Annotated in this window: 19 protein-coding genes and 1 pseudogene; all 20 read left to right on the forward strand. The window is 39.2% G+C overall.

Annotated features, from left to right (window positions below):
• Window positions 1-146: 146 nt before the first annotated feature.
• The 20 genes and pseudogenes from M2408_RS09530 (at window position 147) to M2408_RS09625 (ending at window position 16,854) form a co-directional block, all read left to right on the forward strand.
• Entirely contained in the window at window positions 147-605 is a 459-nt protein-coding gene (locus tag M2408_RS09530; protein WP_259181221.1) for a DinB family protein, read from the forward strand.
• A gap of 580 nt (window positions 606-1,185) precedes the next feature.
• Entirely contained in the window at window positions 1,186-4,413 is a 3,228-nt protein-coding gene (locus M2408_RS09535; protein ID WP_259181223.1) for a SusC/RagA family TonB-linked outer membrane protein, read from the forward strand.
• Between the two features lie 19 nt (window positions 4,414-4,432).
• Window positions 4,433-6,451 carry a RagB/SusD family nutrient uptake outer membrane protein gene (locus tag M2408_RS09540; RefSeq protein ID WP_259181225.1) on the forward strand — a complete coding sequence of 673 codons (2,019 nt, stop codon included), beginning with the start codon at window positions 4,433-4,435 and terminating at the stop codon, window positions 6,449-6,451.
• A gap of 91 nt (window positions 6,452-6,542) precedes the next feature.
• Window positions 6,543-7,652 (forward strand): glycoside hydrolase family 105 protein, encoded by a 1,110-nt coding sequence (locus M2408_RS09545; RefSeq protein ID WP_259181226.1) that lies wholly within the window; start codon window positions 6,543-6,545, stop codon window positions 7,650-7,652.
• Window positions 7,653-7,732: 80 nt separating this feature from the next.
• Complete coding sequence (locus M2408_RS09550) at window positions 7,733-7,912, forward strand: hypothetical protein (protein ID WP_259181229.1); 180 nt, start codon at window positions 7,733-7,735, stop codon at window positions 7,910-7,912.
• A 472-nt stretch (window positions 7,913-8,384) separates the two neighbouring features.
• Window positions 8,385-8,774: an immunity 22 family protein gene (locus tag M2408_RS09555; protein WP_259181231.1), complete on the forward strand. Its 390-nt coding sequence runs from the start codon at window positions 8,385-8,387 to the stop codon at window positions 8,772-8,774.
• Between the two features lie 121 nt (window positions 8,775-8,895).
• Window positions 8,896-9,045, forward strand: coding sequence for a hypothetical protein (locus M2408_RS09560; RefSeq protein WP_259181232.1), 150 nt, complete (start codon window positions 8,896-8,898; stop codon window positions 9,043-9,045).
• Window positions 9,046-9,092: 47 nt separating this feature from the next.
• Window positions 9,093-9,494 (forward strand): immunity 22 family protein, encoded by a 402-nt coding sequence (locus M2408_RS09565; RefSeq protein WP_259181235.1) that lies wholly within the window; start codon window positions 9,093-9,095, stop codon window positions 9,492-9,494.
• Between the two features lie 176 nt (window positions 9,495-9,670).
• Window positions 9,671-10,213: a YcxB family protein gene (locus M2408_RS09570; RefSeq protein ID WP_259181236.1), complete on the forward strand. Its 543-nt coding sequence runs from the start codon at window positions 9,671-9,673 to the stop codon at window positions 10,211-10,213.
• 146 nt (window positions 10,214-10,359) lie between these two features.
• Window positions 10,360-11,463, forward strand: coding sequence for an Imm5 family immunity protein (locus M2408_RS09575; RefSeq protein WP_259181238.1), 1,104 nt, complete (start codon window positions 10,360-10,362; stop codon window positions 11,461-11,463).
• A gap of 28 nt (window positions 11,464-11,491) precedes the next feature.
• A complete protein-coding gene (locus M2408_RS09580) occupies window positions 11,492-11,905 on the forward strand; it encodes an immunity 70 family protein (protein ID WP_259181240.1) in 414 nt (137 codons plus the stop codon).
• Window positions 11,906-11,914: 9 nt separating this feature from the next.
• Window positions 11,915-12,475, forward strand: a complete 561-nt coding sequence (locus M2408_RS09585) for a T6SS immunity protein Tdi1 domain-containing protein (protein WP_259181242.1) — start codon at window positions 11,915-11,917, stop codon at window positions 12,473-12,475.
• Between the two features lie 78 nt (window positions 12,476-12,553).
• Window positions 12,554-13,237, forward strand: a complete 684-nt coding sequence (locus M2408_RS09590; protein ID WP_259181243.1) for a hypothetical protein — start codon at window positions 12,554-12,556, stop codon at window positions 13,235-13,237.
• Window positions 13,238-13,416: 179 nt separating this feature from the next.
• Window positions 13,417-13,569 (forward strand): annotated as a pseudogene (locus M2408_RS09595) (Imm70 family immunity protein); the annotation flags it as partial.
• Window positions 13,570-13,674: 105 nt separating this feature from the next.
• Window positions 13,675-14,271, forward strand: a complete 597-nt coding sequence (locus M2408_RS09600; RefSeq protein ID WP_259181245.1) for an SMI1/KNR4 family protein — start codon at window positions 13,675-13,677, stop codon at window positions 14,269-14,271.
• Between the two features lie 108 nt (window positions 14,272-14,379).
• A complete protein-coding gene (locus tag M2408_RS09605; protein WP_259181247.1) occupies window positions 14,380-15,003 on the forward strand; it encodes an SMI1/KNR4 family protein in 624 nt (207 codons plus the stop codon).
• Entirely contained in the window at window positions 15,004-15,255 is a 252-nt protein-coding gene (locus M2408_RS09610) for a hypothetical protein (protein WP_259181250.1), read from the forward strand. It abuts the gene before it with no gap.
• A gap of 5 nt (window positions 15,256-15,260) precedes the next feature.
• Window positions 15,261-15,656 (forward strand): hypothetical protein, encoded by a 396-nt coding sequence (locus M2408_RS09615; RefSeq protein WP_259181251.1) that lies wholly within the window; start codon window positions 15,261-15,263, stop codon window positions 15,654-15,656.
• Between the two features lie 67 nt (window positions 15,657-15,723).
• A complete protein-coding gene (locus tag M2408_RS09620; RefSeq protein ID WP_259181253.1) occupies window positions 15,724-16,167 on the forward strand; it encodes a DUF4274 domain-containing protein in 444 nt (147 codons plus the stop codon).
• Between the two features lie 129 nt (window positions 16,168-16,296).
• Window positions 16,297-16,854, forward strand: coding sequence for a T6SS immunity protein Tdi1 domain-containing protein (locus M2408_RS09625; RefSeq protein ID WP_259181256.1), 558 nt, complete (start codon window positions 16,297-16,299; stop codon window positions 16,852-16,854).
• Window positions 16,855-16,934 lie beyond the last annotated feature (80 nt).

The following is a 16,934-nucleotide window of genomic DNA, read 5'->3' on the forward strand; positions in this document are numbered from 1 at the left end:
CAAAAAGTTCAATAAAAAACGAATCAGCATCTTTGGGTCCCCTTTGTAAGAAATTTGTGTATAGAATCCGATTGCCGTAAATAGGCTTTGAAAGTTTTAAAGATTCAGCTTATTTTTGTTCACAAAACACGGACAGTTAACAAGACATGGAATCACTCTTTCGCGCATGGAAAACGAGCCGAATGGCTTACCTCAAATTCTTTGAAAACTATTCTTTGGAACAGCTCAATCGCATTCCTGATGGCTTCAGCAACAACCTCATATGGAATATCGGGCATATTATTGCCACACAGCATAAATTGATTTATATTGGATCTGATGTTGCAGGACACATTCCCGAGGAAGTCTTTTTGAACTACCAGTCCGGAACAAAGCCTACTGCACCTGTAGCGCAACAGGAAGCCGACTTGCTGAAAAGATTGCTCCTTGAACAGATAGAACCGACGATCAGTGATTTTAACAACAAAAAGTTTGTGACCTACCATGAACGCACTACGGGGACGGGCTTTCATCTCACTTCAATATACGATGCCTTCGAATGGAATAATTTTCATGAAGGGCTGCATCTAGGTTATATGATGAGTATCAGAAAGTTTATTGTGTAGCTATAGGCACGGAAGATTAAGGCACATCCTGCTTTAAGTCATTAAACAAGTGAATTATTCCATAATCCCAATGTGATGTTCAATGTTTATCTGAAAGATAGGTTTAACATTTTGCAAGTGACCAAAGGCTTGCTTTGAGAGCGTCTCATTTGATCCCACATAGGACTTCTTTAGCGCTGTATATTTCTGTAATAATAAAAATACGAAAACGTTATAGTTAAATTACGAAAACGTTGTAGTTAAATTTTACCTGCGCTGATTTTTGGAAGTTTCTGGTACAATTCCGTACCCAACCACCAACTCATATTGATTTTTTATATTGAAAATCGTGTTATTGAGACAAAATAATACTTTTTTGATACGATCGAGTCCTATTTTTCTAAGGGCTAATCTTCACTTTTACAGTTAAAATCCCTTAATATGAGGGAACCAATTATAAAATTTCTAAATCACTTAAAGTGAATATTTCTTTATGAGAAACAATTGTAAGCTAAAACAAAATCGCTTTTATCGCTTTGGAGCTGGCAAATGGATGCCCTGTTCCTGCTTGCTCTGTCTAGTCTCACTGGCTGCTCCTGCAATGGCGTTAAAAGCCAATGTGCCCTCCGATTCAATGGTCAGCCTGGAGGTACAAAACCGCGAAATTACCGGTAAGATATCGGATAGCAATGGCCAGTCGCTGGCCGCAGTGACAGTCAATGTGCCCGGCAGTAACATCAGTGCCGCGTCAAAAGCTGATGGTACCTATGCCATTTCGGTACCCCTGGATGCAAAAAAACTGGTATTCAAGCTGCTGGGCTACAAGAGCAAGGAAATTGACCTGACGCCAGCCAAAGTCTACAATGTGCAGTTGACTTCCGCCACCGGTGAGCTGGACGAAGTGGTCGTAGTGGGCTATGGTACCATGCGCAAAAAGGATCTGACGGGCTCGGTATTGCAGATTCATCCGGATCGCATTGCCAATGAAAACCCCAAAACCGTACAGGATATCCTCCGTGGTTCGGCAGGGATGAATATCGGTTATGATGCCTCCGCAAAAGGCGGTGGCTCCATTGAGGTGCGTGGTAAGCGTTCGGTTTACGATAGCAACAGCGGGCACAATAATCCTTTGCTGGTACTTGACGGGATGATTTTTTATGGTGAGCTTTCTGAAATCAATCCGGATGATATCGAGCAGATTGACATCTTAAAAGATGCCTCTGCGGCGGCCATCTACGGGTCCAAGGCTGCAAGTGGTGTCATTATCATCAGTACCAAAAAGGGCAAGCAGGGGAAGCCGACCATCAATATGACCATGAATGCGGGTGCTACCCAACTGAGCGAATACCGCAAAAGATTCAGCCCGGAAGCTTATATGAAGCATCGGGAAGACTGGTATACCAAGAATACCTACGGCATCGATCCGACGACGGGGATCTATGGGGCTTATCAAACGCGTGACGACAACGGAAACCTCACCGTGCCCTATGGCTTTTACCTCAATCCCGGCCAATTGCCCTCATCTTTAGCACTCGATGCCTGGCGCGCGCAGTCGACCAATCAGAATGGCGAATCTGACCAGAGTATCTGGGGCCGCCGATTGGGCCTGCAGGGAAATGCACTGCAGAACTTTCTGGACGGAAAAACGGTAGATTGGGCCGACCATACTTTTCGCACGGGTTTCAACCAGGATTATAATGCCAGCGTCAGTGGTGCCAGCGATAGGGTCAACTATTACCTATCCATGGGGTACCTCAAAAATGAGGGTACGGTCGTCAGCGATACATACAAGGCTGCCCGCGCCAACATGAAAATCAATGCGCATGTAACCAACTGGCTGGAATTGGGCGCCAATGTGAATTTTCAGGACCGCTCCGACGGTAACATCGATATCGATATGGATCAGACACTGCGCAACAGCCCTTACGCCGATTATGCCGATCCCAACGGCAATCCCCTGCAATATCCACTCAGCGAGCAGTTCAGCCAGCGCGGTTATAACTATGATTTTCAGAAGAAATATCTCGAACTGGACAAAGGGTATACGGTATTTAATTCCATTTTCAATGCGAAAATTAAACTACCTTTTAACATAACCTATTCCTTCAACGCGTCGCCGCGCCTGCAGTATTTCCACGACCGCTATTTTATGTCGGCCGAGCTGCCCGGATCTAACCCCGCTGATCGTGGGGCAAACCGCGAGCAGACCAAACGCTTCGACTGGTCGCTCAACAATACCATCAGCTGGGAGCAGACCTTTGCGGGCAAGCATCGCCTGATGCTGACTTTGGTGCAGGAAGCGGAGGAGCAGCAGTCCTGGAAAGACCGCATTGAGGCCCGTAATATTTTACCTTCGGATGCGCTGGGCTTTCACAATACCGAAAATGGCTCGAAGGAAAACAGCAGCTTCAATAGCTACGACACGCACCAGACGGCGGACGCCTTATTGGCCCGTTTATTCTATTCTTACGACGACCGCTATATGCTTACGGCTTCCATCCGGCGGGATGGCTACTCGGCCTTTGGGACCTCCAATCCGTATGCGACCTTTCCTTCCTTGGCCCTGGCCTGGAACTTTACCAAAGAGAAATTCTTCAAATGGACCGATGTGATGGATTATGGAAAATTGCGTGTTTCCTACGGTAAAAATGGTAATCGACAGCTTGCTGATCCCAACCTGGCACTTGCCAACCTGTATTCAGGCAGCGGCAAAATGCATGGTTACCTCAATTCGGCCGGCGAACTCCTCCAGTATCGGTACCTGATGGTAGACCGCCTGGCCAATCCCAATCTGCAATGGGAAAAGACCACGGCATGGAATTTTGGCCTCGACTTCGGCTTCTTGAAGAACCGGATTTCGGGTACGCTGGAGTACTACCTGATGCAGACCCACGATATGATCATGGAGCAGAAGCTGCCCAATTTTACAGGATTTAGCCGCATCACCACCAACTTGGGACAGGTGGACAACAAAGGGATTGAACTGACCTTAAATACGGTCAACCTCAAAAAGGAGACGCTGCAATGGTCCAGCACTTTCAGTTTCTCGTACAATAAGAACCAGATTGTGCATCTGTATAAGAACTACGAAGACGTGCTGGATGCCAATGGGAACGTGGTCGGCAGTAAGGAAATGGACGAGATTTCGAATGGCTGGTTTATCGGTCAGCCCATCGGCACGATATGGGACTACCATGTGACGGGCATATGGCAGGCCAATGAAGCTGCCGACGCGGCCAAATATGGGCAGGCACCCGGGGACCCCAAAGTGGCCAATGTTTATACGGCAGATGATGTGGTCAATGCCAACGGTACAAAACCGGTGTACAACAACAACGACAAGGTCTTTTTGGGACAGACCGATCCGCGTTTCCGCTGGTCGATGCGTAATGAGCTGACTTTATGGAAAGACCTTAGCTTTTCGTTTAATATCTATTCGTATATGGGGCACAAAAGCCTGTCGGGCAATTACCTGAACAACGATGATGATGGCGGACGGATGGCTTATGGACTGGCAAACCTGCCAGCGAAGGAATACTGGACGCCCGATAACCCCACAGAACGCTATGGCCGTATTGAGGCCAAAGGACCCATCGGGGCCGAGGGGGCACAGCGGCTTTACGACCGTTCTTTCATCCGCCTCGACAATATTTCTGTAGGCTATACGCTGCCATCGGCATTTACATCCAAATATCACTTGAACAGGGTGAAGCTGTATGGCACCCTGCGCAATGTGGCCACCTGGACCAAAGAATGGGAGTATGGTGACCCGGAGACGGGTTCCTGGGCTTCGCGGGTCTTTACCTTTGGTGTGAATTTATCTTTATAACCTGATTAATTTGATCGCTATGAACTTGACAATAAATAAATCCAGATCCCGTAACAGGGGGATCGTCATCCTACTTGCTGCTGCGCTGACCATAAGTAGCTGTTCGAAAGAATTTCTACAGCCCGATCCGCTGTCTATCTATTTGCCCAATGAAACCTTTAATACCGAGTCTGGACTGCTATCGGCCATGGCTATCTGTGACCGCCACCTCAAGGGGTATTGGGCCACGGATCATAATGAGATGCTGACCCTCGGTACGGAGTACATCTTCTCTGAACTGATGGTGGCCAGCAATACGGACAAACGCAGCATGATGGCGGACGTGGCCAATATGCTCACCCCGACAAGCGACAACTCCAGTCTGCAGAACCTCGACCGCTCCAATAGTATGTGGTACCTGTGGGAGGAAACTTATAAAGGCATCAGTTATGCCAATACCATTATCAAATATGTGGATCAGGTGCAGACCTTGAGCGAACAGGATAAAAATGCCTACAAAGGGCGGGCATATTTTCACCGTGCATTCCGGTATATGGCCTTGGTCTTTGAATACGGCGATGTTCCTTTGGTTACGACCATTATCGATGTGCCCAAACAAAATTATCGGAGCACCAAACGTGAGGCCATTCTGCAGATGATTACCAAAGACCTAGAATTTGCCGTACAATGGGTGCCCGACCAGAAAAATATGAACCTGATTGGCATGATCAACAAAGGGGCCTGCCGGATGTTGCTGGCCAAATGTTACCTGGCCCTGGGAGCGTATCAGAAAGCAAAGGAACAGACCGATATTCTAATCGATCAATCGGGTTATGCGCTGATGACCGAAAGCTTCGGAACATTCAATGATGGGGGCGAGGCGCAGACCTGGCCCATCACGCGTAACGTCATCTGGGATATGCACCGTCCTGAAAACAAATTGATTCCGGCCAACCGCGAGGTGATCATGGGGATGCCTAACCGGGGTGCCGATGCGGAGTCTTTTGTGAAAATGCTGACCATGCGGATCTTATATCCCTTTGTGTTTGACACCCGCATACAGACAACGGATGGTAAACAGGCCTTGTTGAACATCAAACGCAACAGTGGGGATTATAATGCAAAATATGACTATATGCGCGCGTTTGGCCGCGGTATCGCGACTTTCCGGCCAACATCTTTCCAATCGAAGGGGGTATGGGCTGTAAACGGTAAGCAAGATGAGGGCGATCTGCGCCACAGCGCCAAAGTGGGAAACTGGGTGCGGATGGAAGACTACAAGGTAAACAATAAGGCTTCAAAGGATTTTGGAAAACCTGTCACGCTGAAAGATCCCGAAACGGGTAAACTCCTCTGTAGCGACTCCATCCGCCGCTGGTACGATGTGCCACACTATAAATTTTTCCTGGATGATCCCGTTAGTGAGGCCAATATCAGTGGTTCGGATGGTTCACGCGGGGCCACCAATGGCAGTGTTGCCGACTGGTACCTGTATCGCCTGGCCGAGGCTTACCTCTTGCGCGCCGAAGCTAAATATTATATCAACCCGGCCGATGGGACGATCAAAGACGACCTAAACGCCGTGCGGCAGCGCGCAAAATGTACCGAACTGTATCAGGGGACCGCGAACATTGGGGATATCATGAACGAAAGAGCCCGTGAACTCTACTGGGAGGAATGGCGCAATGTGGAGCTCAAAAGGGTATCGCTCTGCCTGGCACGCAGTGGTAAACCTGATGAATGGGGAAACGTATACAATCTGGACAATTTCGACAAACAGAATGGTACCGATGCGATCGGTGGAAGCTACTGGTACCAGCGTATCGTGCATTATAGCTTATATAATAAAGGCATTATTCATGTCAATGCAACCGGTCTAAGTGATATCAAGTATACCATGGACAAAAAGAATATGTACTGGCCGATTCCAAATGTGGCGATTACCTCCAACATTAAAGGCCAGTTAAAGCAAAATTATGGCTACGACGGTTATAACCCCGCTACTCCGGTATGGGATAAATGGGAGGATGCCGTTGCGGATGAAGCAACAGCAGACTAGTCCTATCGATGCTCCTGAACCGATCCGCTCTCTTGAAGATCGGTTCAGGATTTTTTTAAACACAGTAATTTAAAACATAAAATGATTTGGTATGATAAAGAAAATCCTTTTGTTTTTATGGGTGCTTCCTGTTAACTATCTAATGGCACAGGCCGATCTGGCAAATTTTCCGGCTGCTGCGGACCCCAAGGAAGTAGGATACCGCATTGCACATCGTTTCATGGCAGGCAAGCATATGTTGCACGCTGGGAAGTGGATCAGTTATCCGGAGACGTTTTATTGGACGGGTACCATTAACTATGCACACTTAACCGGTGATGAGGAGTTGATGCAGGCCATGAAAGACCGCTTCTCCAAATTAAGGGCAAGTGAGCCGCAGCTGCTGCCCATTAAAAATCACGTCGACTTAAATATGTTCGGGAGTCTTCCGTTGCGGCTTTATCAGCTGACCAAAGATAAAAGCTACCTGGACCTTGGCTTGCCCTACGCCGATACGCAATGGGAATTGCCACAAAATGCCAGTCAGGCCGAGAAGGACTGGGCGCAAAAAGGATACTCCTGGCAGACCCGACTCTGGATTGACGATATGTACATGATTACGATCGTACAAACTGCCGCGTTTAAAGCGACCGGTGAATCGAAATATCTCGATCGCGCAGCCAAAGAAATGGTGCTTTATCTGGATAAATTACAGCGCCCCAACGGCTTGTTTTATCATGCACCAGACGTGCCTTATTACTGGGGCCGTGGTAACGGATGGATGGCAGCTGGCATGACCGAGTTGCTGCATATGCTCCCACAGGATCATGCAGACCGGCCACGTATATTGAAGAGCTACCGTACGATGATGAAGAGTCTAAAACAACAGCAGCGCAAAAGTGGTATGTGGAATCAGCTGATTGACGAGTCCGACTGCTGGGCCGAAACATCCGGGTCGGCTATGTTTGCCTATGCAATCATTTCGGGTGTAAAACAGGGTTGGCTCGGTGCAAAAGAGTATGGTCCTGTGGCCCGTCGTGCCTGGCTGGCGCTGGCCAGCTATGTGGACGATCAAGGCGCGGTTTCGGAGATCTGCGTGGGCACCAACAAAAAGAATGATAAACAGTATTATTATGATCGTCCCCGCCACAGCGGCGATTACCACGGTCAGGCGGCTTATATGTGGTGCGTCAATGCGCTGCTCACCCGAAAAGCAGGCTGATCCGCCGGCGAAAGAGCTAGGCGGTCCGGATCAAAGCATACGGGCCAACGGGGCGAGAATCGGAGAAAGGAGCGAAGCCGATGAAACTGAATGATATCCGTATCTCGGCCATTGGTGGTACCATCTGTTCCATCTGGTCTAGTTTATCACTGGATGATGTGCTTAGCACGATACTGACAGCGTCACTGGGCACGCTTGTCAGCTTTGTCACAAGCCGACTGCTGGGGCGGTATTGGCGTCAGAAAAAACAACAGAAGTAATGGAAAACGTCTCGCTATTTAGGGAGACGTTTTTTATCCTCATGAATAGCATTTTTGCAATGAATTTCCTGATCCATCAATTTAATTGTACACTACACCGATATCGACAGTGTTAATTGCGAAAAGAACCACGGTTGTAAAACGATCTAAGACGGATATTAGAATGTTCTGGACTGCAATTGACAAAAGACCTATTTTTATTGTCAAAATAGATCCATGAAAAAAGTCGTTAATAATGGCTCATATATAACGAATCGTAAAGGATGGTTTTCGAATATAAAATTTTGGTTATCTGTGATGGAGAAATAGCATAGATTTAAGTAGAATTTGGTTTTCGATCAGGGCTATAATCGAGGTGAAATCCAAAAGCAGTAAAACAACAGTGCTATTCGATTTTTTTAGAAGAGTAACGTTTGGTGTGGAAAAATAAAATAATGATATCTTAAATACGGTTTCAATATTTATTAAAAAGATGAATAGAATGTCATTAATCCATCTTTGGATAGGAAAAACAGATAAAAGTTTAGAGGAGTTTGAAGAGTATTTTAATCTAGACTCGTTTTATGATAGTGAAGAAGGTGAGGATTTCGAAAAGTGTGGATTTTGTAGGGAGGTAACATTCAGCGAGTCATACGGAGATGATTTTATAGGACTGGACTATAAGGATGAACCTGTATCTGTTGAAGGCATCTTACATGAAATACCTTCCTCTAAGATTAAAGCATTAATAGTTGATAAATGCAGAGAGTTAAATATTGCAGAAGCAAATGCGATGTTTTATTATCGAGATGCTGAATTACCGAAACCAGAGATTGGAAGACAATATAATGATTTGTTTTATATAGGCGAATTTCAGATTTAGAAGTAAGTGAAGGGGGGATCTTCCCTATATAGATAAAGAATCTGACGAAAGAACTAAAAAATATTGACTGATAATTTTAATTCTATCATTAAAATATATGTATATAAGCGCCGTTGAAAGAATGAAAAAAGTCCACATATGGCTTGGACAGATCGATAAGGATAATGAAGAGTATTTTGAATACTTTAATCAGGAAGATGGGATTAGTCAATTTTCAAAAGATATAGGATCATCGCTATTCTACATCGGTTTTTACAATAGTTCCTTGTAGTTTGTTTTTGGTAAATCTCAAATATAGTGTCAACATTTATTTTAAAAATGGAAAGGTATAATAAGATTCATGTGTGGATAGGAACCACATTTACGGCAGAAAAAGAGTACCAAAAATATTTTGAGCTTGATTACTCTACAGAAGGGGATTTTGAGGATCCGGATTACAAATTGTGTGAATTTTGTAAGGACATTGGAGAAGTATGGTACGATGAAGACTTCATCGGGATAATCCCTAGATTTGATAAAGAGGTTTCTCTTGAAAAAATACTGGAAGAATCATCAACTGATCCAGATGAATGGGATAAAATTAAGTGTATTTGCGAAGAGTTTGGAATCGAAAAAGCAAATGCAATATTTTGGTATGCTGATGGGGACTTGGTTGTCTCTAAACCTTATAAAGAACAGTATAATGGTTTAAAATATATCGGCATGTTTGAAGGTGATTAAAATTATTCAATTATGTATTTTGAGTTATCAGGTTTTCAAAAAAGGCATATGCTCTTCGCATACGACTTCAGCCGTATAAACGAAGTAGAAAAGAAGATGGCTTATAAATGGTTGTTAATAAAATCGTTGTGTTTATGTGTGAACCGTGGCAATATTAACCTTAATAATTCTTATAGATGAAATTAGTTTTTACCCGAACAGAAAAATTAGAGCTTGATGGTTTGCTGTACACTAATTCAAAATCTCAGCAGTTTCAAAAATTACTACATACGAATAAAAAGCTTTTAATATTTATTTTGACTGGGTTTGCTATAATATTTCTATTTTTCAACAAACAGCTTTCACTACTTATTACTATTGTCGGTGCTATTGCTGTTATTATTTTCCCAAGATTTCAGCGGTGGTTTTATTTGCGCTCCTTTAAAAAATTAGTAAAAGCAGATGAACATAAAAATCTCTTTGGGAATCAGTTTACCGTAACTTTTGAAGATACCTATCTTGAAATTGTGGGATCTATGGCAAGTTCAAAACATAACTATGACAACTTTAGTTATGTTTCTGAAACAGCTGATAATATATTTATTAAACTTATAGTCGGTCACTATCTAGTGTTCCCAAAAGACCAGATAAAAGATTTGCCTGATTTTTTAGATTATATCCGTAGATTTTGTGTCAGCCATTCATTGCAATTTATTGATGATACACATTGGAAGTGGTAATTTAACGAAAATGTAGAAGATTATTTTATGTAACTGCTAAGAAACCATATACAGGATAACAGTTATTGTGAAAAAAACACTTTATTTAAAAACTATATAGATTGAAAAGCAAGATTGAAAGTTATCTTTAGCTAGAACGTGATTTTATGAATGAATTGAAAAGTGTTATAGATGCAAATCCATATGGGCATCTGGAGTTAAAATATAGGGTATCCTTGATGCAAAAGATTAGTAGTGCTGACATTACCAACAAGATTTTTCTTGAGTGTGTTAAGTTTGTTCTACCTATTTGGAAATTAGACAATTCAGAGGATGTAAATTTTGAAATTTTACTACAGGAAATTCAGGAATATTTATATGATGGTAAAGGAAGTAAAGAACATATTGAAGAACTTCAAAATAAATTTAGAAATTATTTTGAGAATGTTTCAGATACCAAATCTGGATTACCGGGATTGAGTATTATTTCTTTGAGTAGAGGTATCATTGGTGAAGCGGCGCAAATTCTTGACATTGACGATTATGAGGGACAAGATGACAATAGTTTTGACTGGGACGTGTGGAACCCTGATTTTTGTGCATCAATTGCTTATGCTGGAGGCAACCCATTTGTAGATGAAGGTGATGTGGCCAAAAGAAAGCATTTTTGGAATTGGTATCTTGATATTGTGGATAAACTAACGAATGAATCAGATAGTCCAGTATTACCTTTTAAATATACAGATGCTACTGAAAGTGAGACAACCGAAATTTTTACAAGAACACAGACATTCCAGACTAATGAGATCATAGATAAAATTAGGCGAGTGATTGAATTATGTAGGAATGATTTAGATAATTCTGTGGAGAGTGCACAGTGGACAAAAATTGAATTAGTAGGGGAATGCCTGGAAGAAGGATTGGCAATGAGGGGATTTTACTTTGATAATGAAGAGGAAAAGAATGAAATTGATCTGAAATACTACCTGTACGATGATGATGATTCGGCAGTAGATGTTATGGATGGAATTAAAAATTTGATGTATGAACAGTCGCCTAAAGAAGGGGCTTGGTTTGGATATACTATTTTTGTCAATAAAAATTCTGATTTCAGCATTAACTTCAATTATGATAACATGTCTGCACTTCCAGATATTTGGCAGAAACCCGATATATTTTCAGATGAATTTGAAACATACCCACGTTCCATAGATTTTACACCGGAATGGTTGCAAAGTATTGTGGTAAAGTATAAACTTAGTTTTATCTAGATTATTTTTTATAAAATATAAAATAAAAATGATAGGATTAAAAACAGGTCCAATGTTTTATAAGATAGGAAAAGGAAGTTTTTTACATGCTTTCTTCTCTACCATTGCTTATAATCTGGAAGATAATAATTGGGGGAATAAATATCCTTTTCTAATGAAGGAATTATATCAAGGTGAATTATCCTTAGATAATATTCCGAATGTAGAAAAAGAATTAGCTGAAATTAAAGAGACATTTAAAGAATATGCTCCCAGCTGTGTTATTTGGGATATTGATAATTTAGAAATGCAACCACCTTGGGGAGATAAAATTGCAGATAGAATTACAAGCTTATCTAATTATTTTTACACCTCGGATGGCGAAGATATTTTTGATTTGTTTATCAGGGCATTTAATGATGCAAAGCAAATTAAACAGCGTATCTATATTAAAAGTATTTAAAGTATAAAAATGATGTTTGAAAAATTTTTTGAAGAATACGGAAATATTGAGAATAAAATTGAAATTCCATCTGATCATCTTGCTAGAGTAAAAAACTCAATACCAGATGAACTATTTACATTTATTTCCAATGGGTCCGGAGTTTATATGGATGGCTTTTTATGGGTCGTTGATCCAATTGAATACGAGCCGATTTTAAAAGAAATTTATACACCAGTTCAGGAGCCATCAATCTGTTTTGCTAGAGACGCTTTCGGAGGAATGTATACCTATGAAGATAACAGTGTGGTATATATAAACATCAGACATGGTGTTTCAAAGGTAATAGGAAGAAAAGTTAATATTTTGTTCAATTCTATAATGACAGATTGGGAGTACTTTTCGGAAGAGTTGTCTTTGGAAAACTATCAACCTGCAAAAGAGAAGCTTGGCGGAGTCACAAAGGATGAGTGCTATGGTTATGTTCCATTATTAGGATTAGGGGGAGCAGAAAAAGCGGAGAATTTGCAAAAGGTAAAATTAAAAGAGCATATTTCTATTGTGGCCCAAGCGTTAGGAAAAATTGAATAATTTGGAAAGTTAACCGTTCGTCGCTATTCAAAAATATAGGTGCGAATATCTTACTGCTTTATTTTATAATATTTAACAATGGAAAAAATCGAATATCTTAAAAAATATAATTCCACAATAGAAATATTAGATTTACGTTCTCTAAATGAAGAACAGGTTGCAACTTTGCCAAAATTCTGGAGTGAGGCATTATCCGAAAATCTAATATCAGATAAAGTGAAAATTATTCTGGATCAGTGGAAAAAGTTTCCTTATCAATTTCAATCAACAACTTATTTCTTGAATATCAATTTGTTGGATGTTGACTTAGTAGCTATAAATGAACAGTTTGCTTTACTTTACACAGTAAGGAATTTGAAAGGTGATAATGCTTATTATATTGGTTATAATCCAATTGAAAAAAAAGTGCCTAAATATTTTGAAATTCTTCCCGATAGTTTTAAAGATGTTTATAACGATTTACACAATGGTTGGTTATATTATGCTTCACAATCCAATGGACTTTTACCGATTGAAGATACAGTAATATTAGGAGACGAAGATTGGGGGATTTTAGAAGAAATTAGTGTAGAAACATTGCCTTTTGAGTTAAGTAATTGTGTAGGACTTTTTGATAATGGAAAGGGGGATTATGCTTCAATAGATCTTAAGGCCAATGATAAGAAAAAAGGATTTATATGGTGGCATACCAAAGCACCAAAACTAGATGTGGAGATTTGGCCAATCATTGATGAATGGACTAAAATTGGAATTGAAAGATAACTACATTCCAGAGATTTTATATTAGAGACTCAGCAAAGTATTGCGCTAAAATACAGACTTTTTGTATCTAATTTATTTTTTATTAAATACAAAATAGAAATAGTAGGATTAAAAACAGGCCCTATGTTTTATAAAATAGGAGCACGAAGCTTTTTAAATTCTTTCTTTTCTACGATTGCTTATATAATTTGGAAGATAATAAATGGGGGACGAAGTATCCGTTTATAATGAAAGAACTATATAACGGAGAGTTATCCCCAGATAAAATTCTAGATGCAGAAAAAGAATCTGTTGAAAAATTGAAAGAATCTGATGATGAAGCACTTGCATGAGTCAATAGACAGCTTGTTAAAAAAGGGATTCCTCCAATTGAAAAATAATTGATAATAATAGGATGTTGTATGATTCATAATGTCCTTATTGAGCAAATTAAGATCATGAGTAATTTATTTGATAAAATTGAAGATTTAGGAGGTGTCAAATTTTTAAGCAATGAAGATTTAGAATCATCAAAAAATAAAGACTTATCTATTGTAAATTCAATAATGGGTAAAATTCCTGATATTGAGATTACGGAATTTATTAGCAAATTTGGTAATAGTAGGTTTATTAAAGATGTTTATGCAAAAATTAATATTAAGCCAGGATTTCTACAATCGGGAGAGATAGAAATTGGAACAATATTCGGATGGGGCGGCTCAAAGAAAAGTATACCTTCAGTAATAAATCAATATTTTTCGCCAGATCAAATAACCGTCGCATTCTTTCCATTATTTGAAGGATATCCAGGTGATATTATTTACTATTCTTTAGAGGAAGATTCCTACGGGAAAATTTATTATTGGTACCATGAAAGTGATAATGATGATTACTTTTTAGCGAACACATTGCATGATTTTATTGATGATTTTTTCATCAAAGTAGAGGACGACTCCGATGAAAAACCTCTTTTAGATGATGAACTCGAACAAATTAATGTGAAAAGGAAGAAAGTAGGTTTACCTCCAATAGATAATTTCAGAAATGTAATATAGAGTTCCCGAATAAGATTTTTTTATTTATTCTGTGGTAGTGAGCAATAAATGTAATTCTTAATATTCAGGTCGTGTATTTTAGATATATAGAAGATAAAACGCCGAAATATGAAAATTGAAACCACTGTAAATCAATTGGGCGGTGTTAATTATACGCCGGAAAGAGCAAACGCAATTACTGAAAAAGAATTAAATTTCTCTGAGGTAAATTATTCTAATATTGAGGAGGTTCTGTTAGAATTTTTATTTGATTATGGATTTTCTTTTTTCAAAAATGATGTCGAATTAACTGATTTGATTCAGTTGCCGCGTATTATAGGTAAAAGGGATCTCAGTGTTCCAGTAGGAATGATATTTGGTTTTGGAGAATCAAAAAATTCTGTAAGCTCAATTATTAAACAATATCACAAAGAGGATTTTATTCAGGAAGATTTTTTCCCTATTTGTGAAGGCATTGCAGGAGATATTATATTTTATTCATTGGAAAGAACGACTTTAGGTAAGATATTCTATTGGTATCACGAAGGTAATGTCGGTGATGATGTTTATTTATTAGCCAATTCTTTTGAAGAATTCATCTCAAATCTAAAACAGAGCGATAATGTTCAGATTGAGCCGCCTTCTGTGAAAATTTCTAAAATATCTCCCAGAATGCTTGAATTAATGAATAAAACTCGTAAAAAAAATGGGTTGCCTCCATTAATAATGGATGAAAACGGTAATCCAATTTAAGTGAAAAAAAGGCAAGAGGAAAGAAATTTGGATATTGGTGATGTGAAAAATAAAAAGGCGGTTGAAGTTAAAGATTATTCAAGTAGAAAAGTTCCATATAGTAAAGAAATAAGAGGAGAATTGGAATTTGATAAAAAACTTGTAGAAAAGGGTTGGGACGTAGAATGGGTATTTAAAGATCAAGGCCCTTCAAAAGGTTTAGAAGCTGCATTGAAGAGTCCTCCACCAATTAAAATAACAATTTTAAAATAGAAACTATGCAATATGAAGAATTAGAAAAAGAGCTTCAGGTAGAGATAGAAAAAGCCGAAGAAATCGCAATTGGGTATATACAAAAACGCATTGATTACTCACCTTTTATATATTTCGTGGACAATAATATTAAGAAATTTATAGCTGATTCACTAGATGACGCAATTGAATTGGCTACCGAAGAAATAGAAGGTATGGATGAAGAAACAGTAGTATTAATTTATAAAGAGACAATTGAATTAAATGATGGTGATTTTGACGCTATTGTCTCTCAAATATATAATGTTAACGAAGACTCAGCTTACTCATTTGGCTTACTCTATAAGATAGAATCGGATACAATAAAATTTCTAAATAAAAGAGTATTTTTAGGAGATATAAGAAACTGTCTAATTTGCTAAAATTTGTGGTTTATAAGTAAAAAAAACCATTCTAGTAGTCCAATTAGATGTCATTAAAATTTGTATTATGCAAGAAATAGAAACAATAGCCGTAAACAAAATTCTCGATTTCGCTCGAGCACAAACTACCGAAATCTGGCATCAGATGGTCATGGACTGGAACTGGGACAATTATAAACAGTTTTTAAAATGGTTAATTGATAACCCTGATACCGATAAAGCTACCATCTTGATGATCTATTGGAAATCCGCTCCAGGAAAAGGATTCCGTGATAAACAATTAATTGAAGAGCGATATATAAATAATTATTATCATCATCAATCTTTAGCATTTGATCCTGAAAGCGATGAGGGGGATAATTGGGTTTCTTACCTTCCTAGGCCAGAAAAAGAATCTATACCTAAAGAGTTACTTCATAAATTGGAGGGTAAAAACGTTCCATATCCCGAGGGATATATTGAAGGAATGCCTGAAAATTTATTCGATAAAATCGAAGCATTGTATGATTAATATAATACTTTATGATATTTCAAATGTATTAATGAAAAGCTAAAAAGGTAGTATTTATTAATTCTTGCATTTAATGATGTAAAACAAATTAAACAGGGTATCAGTATTAAAAATATTTAAAGTAAAAAAATGTTTGAAAAATTTGTAGCGGTATTTGGAGAGATTCAGAATAAGCAAGAAATTTCAAGAGATGCATTGAATTCAGTGCAAAAACATCTTCCTGAAGATTTATTTTCATTTATAGAAAAAGGGGCAGGAAGTTATATGAATGGTTTTTTATGGACTGTAAATCCTGTTGAATATAAACAAATTCTTGATGAGGTATATGTACCCTTACAGGAACCGTCGATTTGTTTTGCTAGAGATAGTTTTGCCGGATTATACATTTGGGAGGATACCAGCGTTATTTATGTTGATGTTAACCATTCCCGACAAGAAGTTCTTGGGAGAAAAGCAAATGTATTCTTTGATTTGAAAATGACTGACAAAGGCTTTCTGGATAAGAAATTACCATACAACAAATATTTAGAAGCAAAAGAAATCCTTGGTGATTTAACATCAGATGAATGCTTTGGCTATCAGCCTTTACTTGGATTGGGAGGATCTGAGAAAAGCCAAAACTTAAGAACTGTCAAGGTTAAAGAGTATGCATCGATTATATCCCACACTTTGGGTAAAATTCAATAATTTAGACAGTTAACTGTTCGTCTTTATGACAGGTTGTAACTTTTACAAAATTATGAACATGGGCACAATCTAAAAACTTA

The organism is Sphingobacterium sp. BIGb0165, assembly GCF_024810095.1.
Lineage (GTDB): Bacteria > Bacteroidota > Bacteroidia > Sphingobacteriales > Sphingobacteriaceae > Sphingobacterium > Sphingobacterium detergens.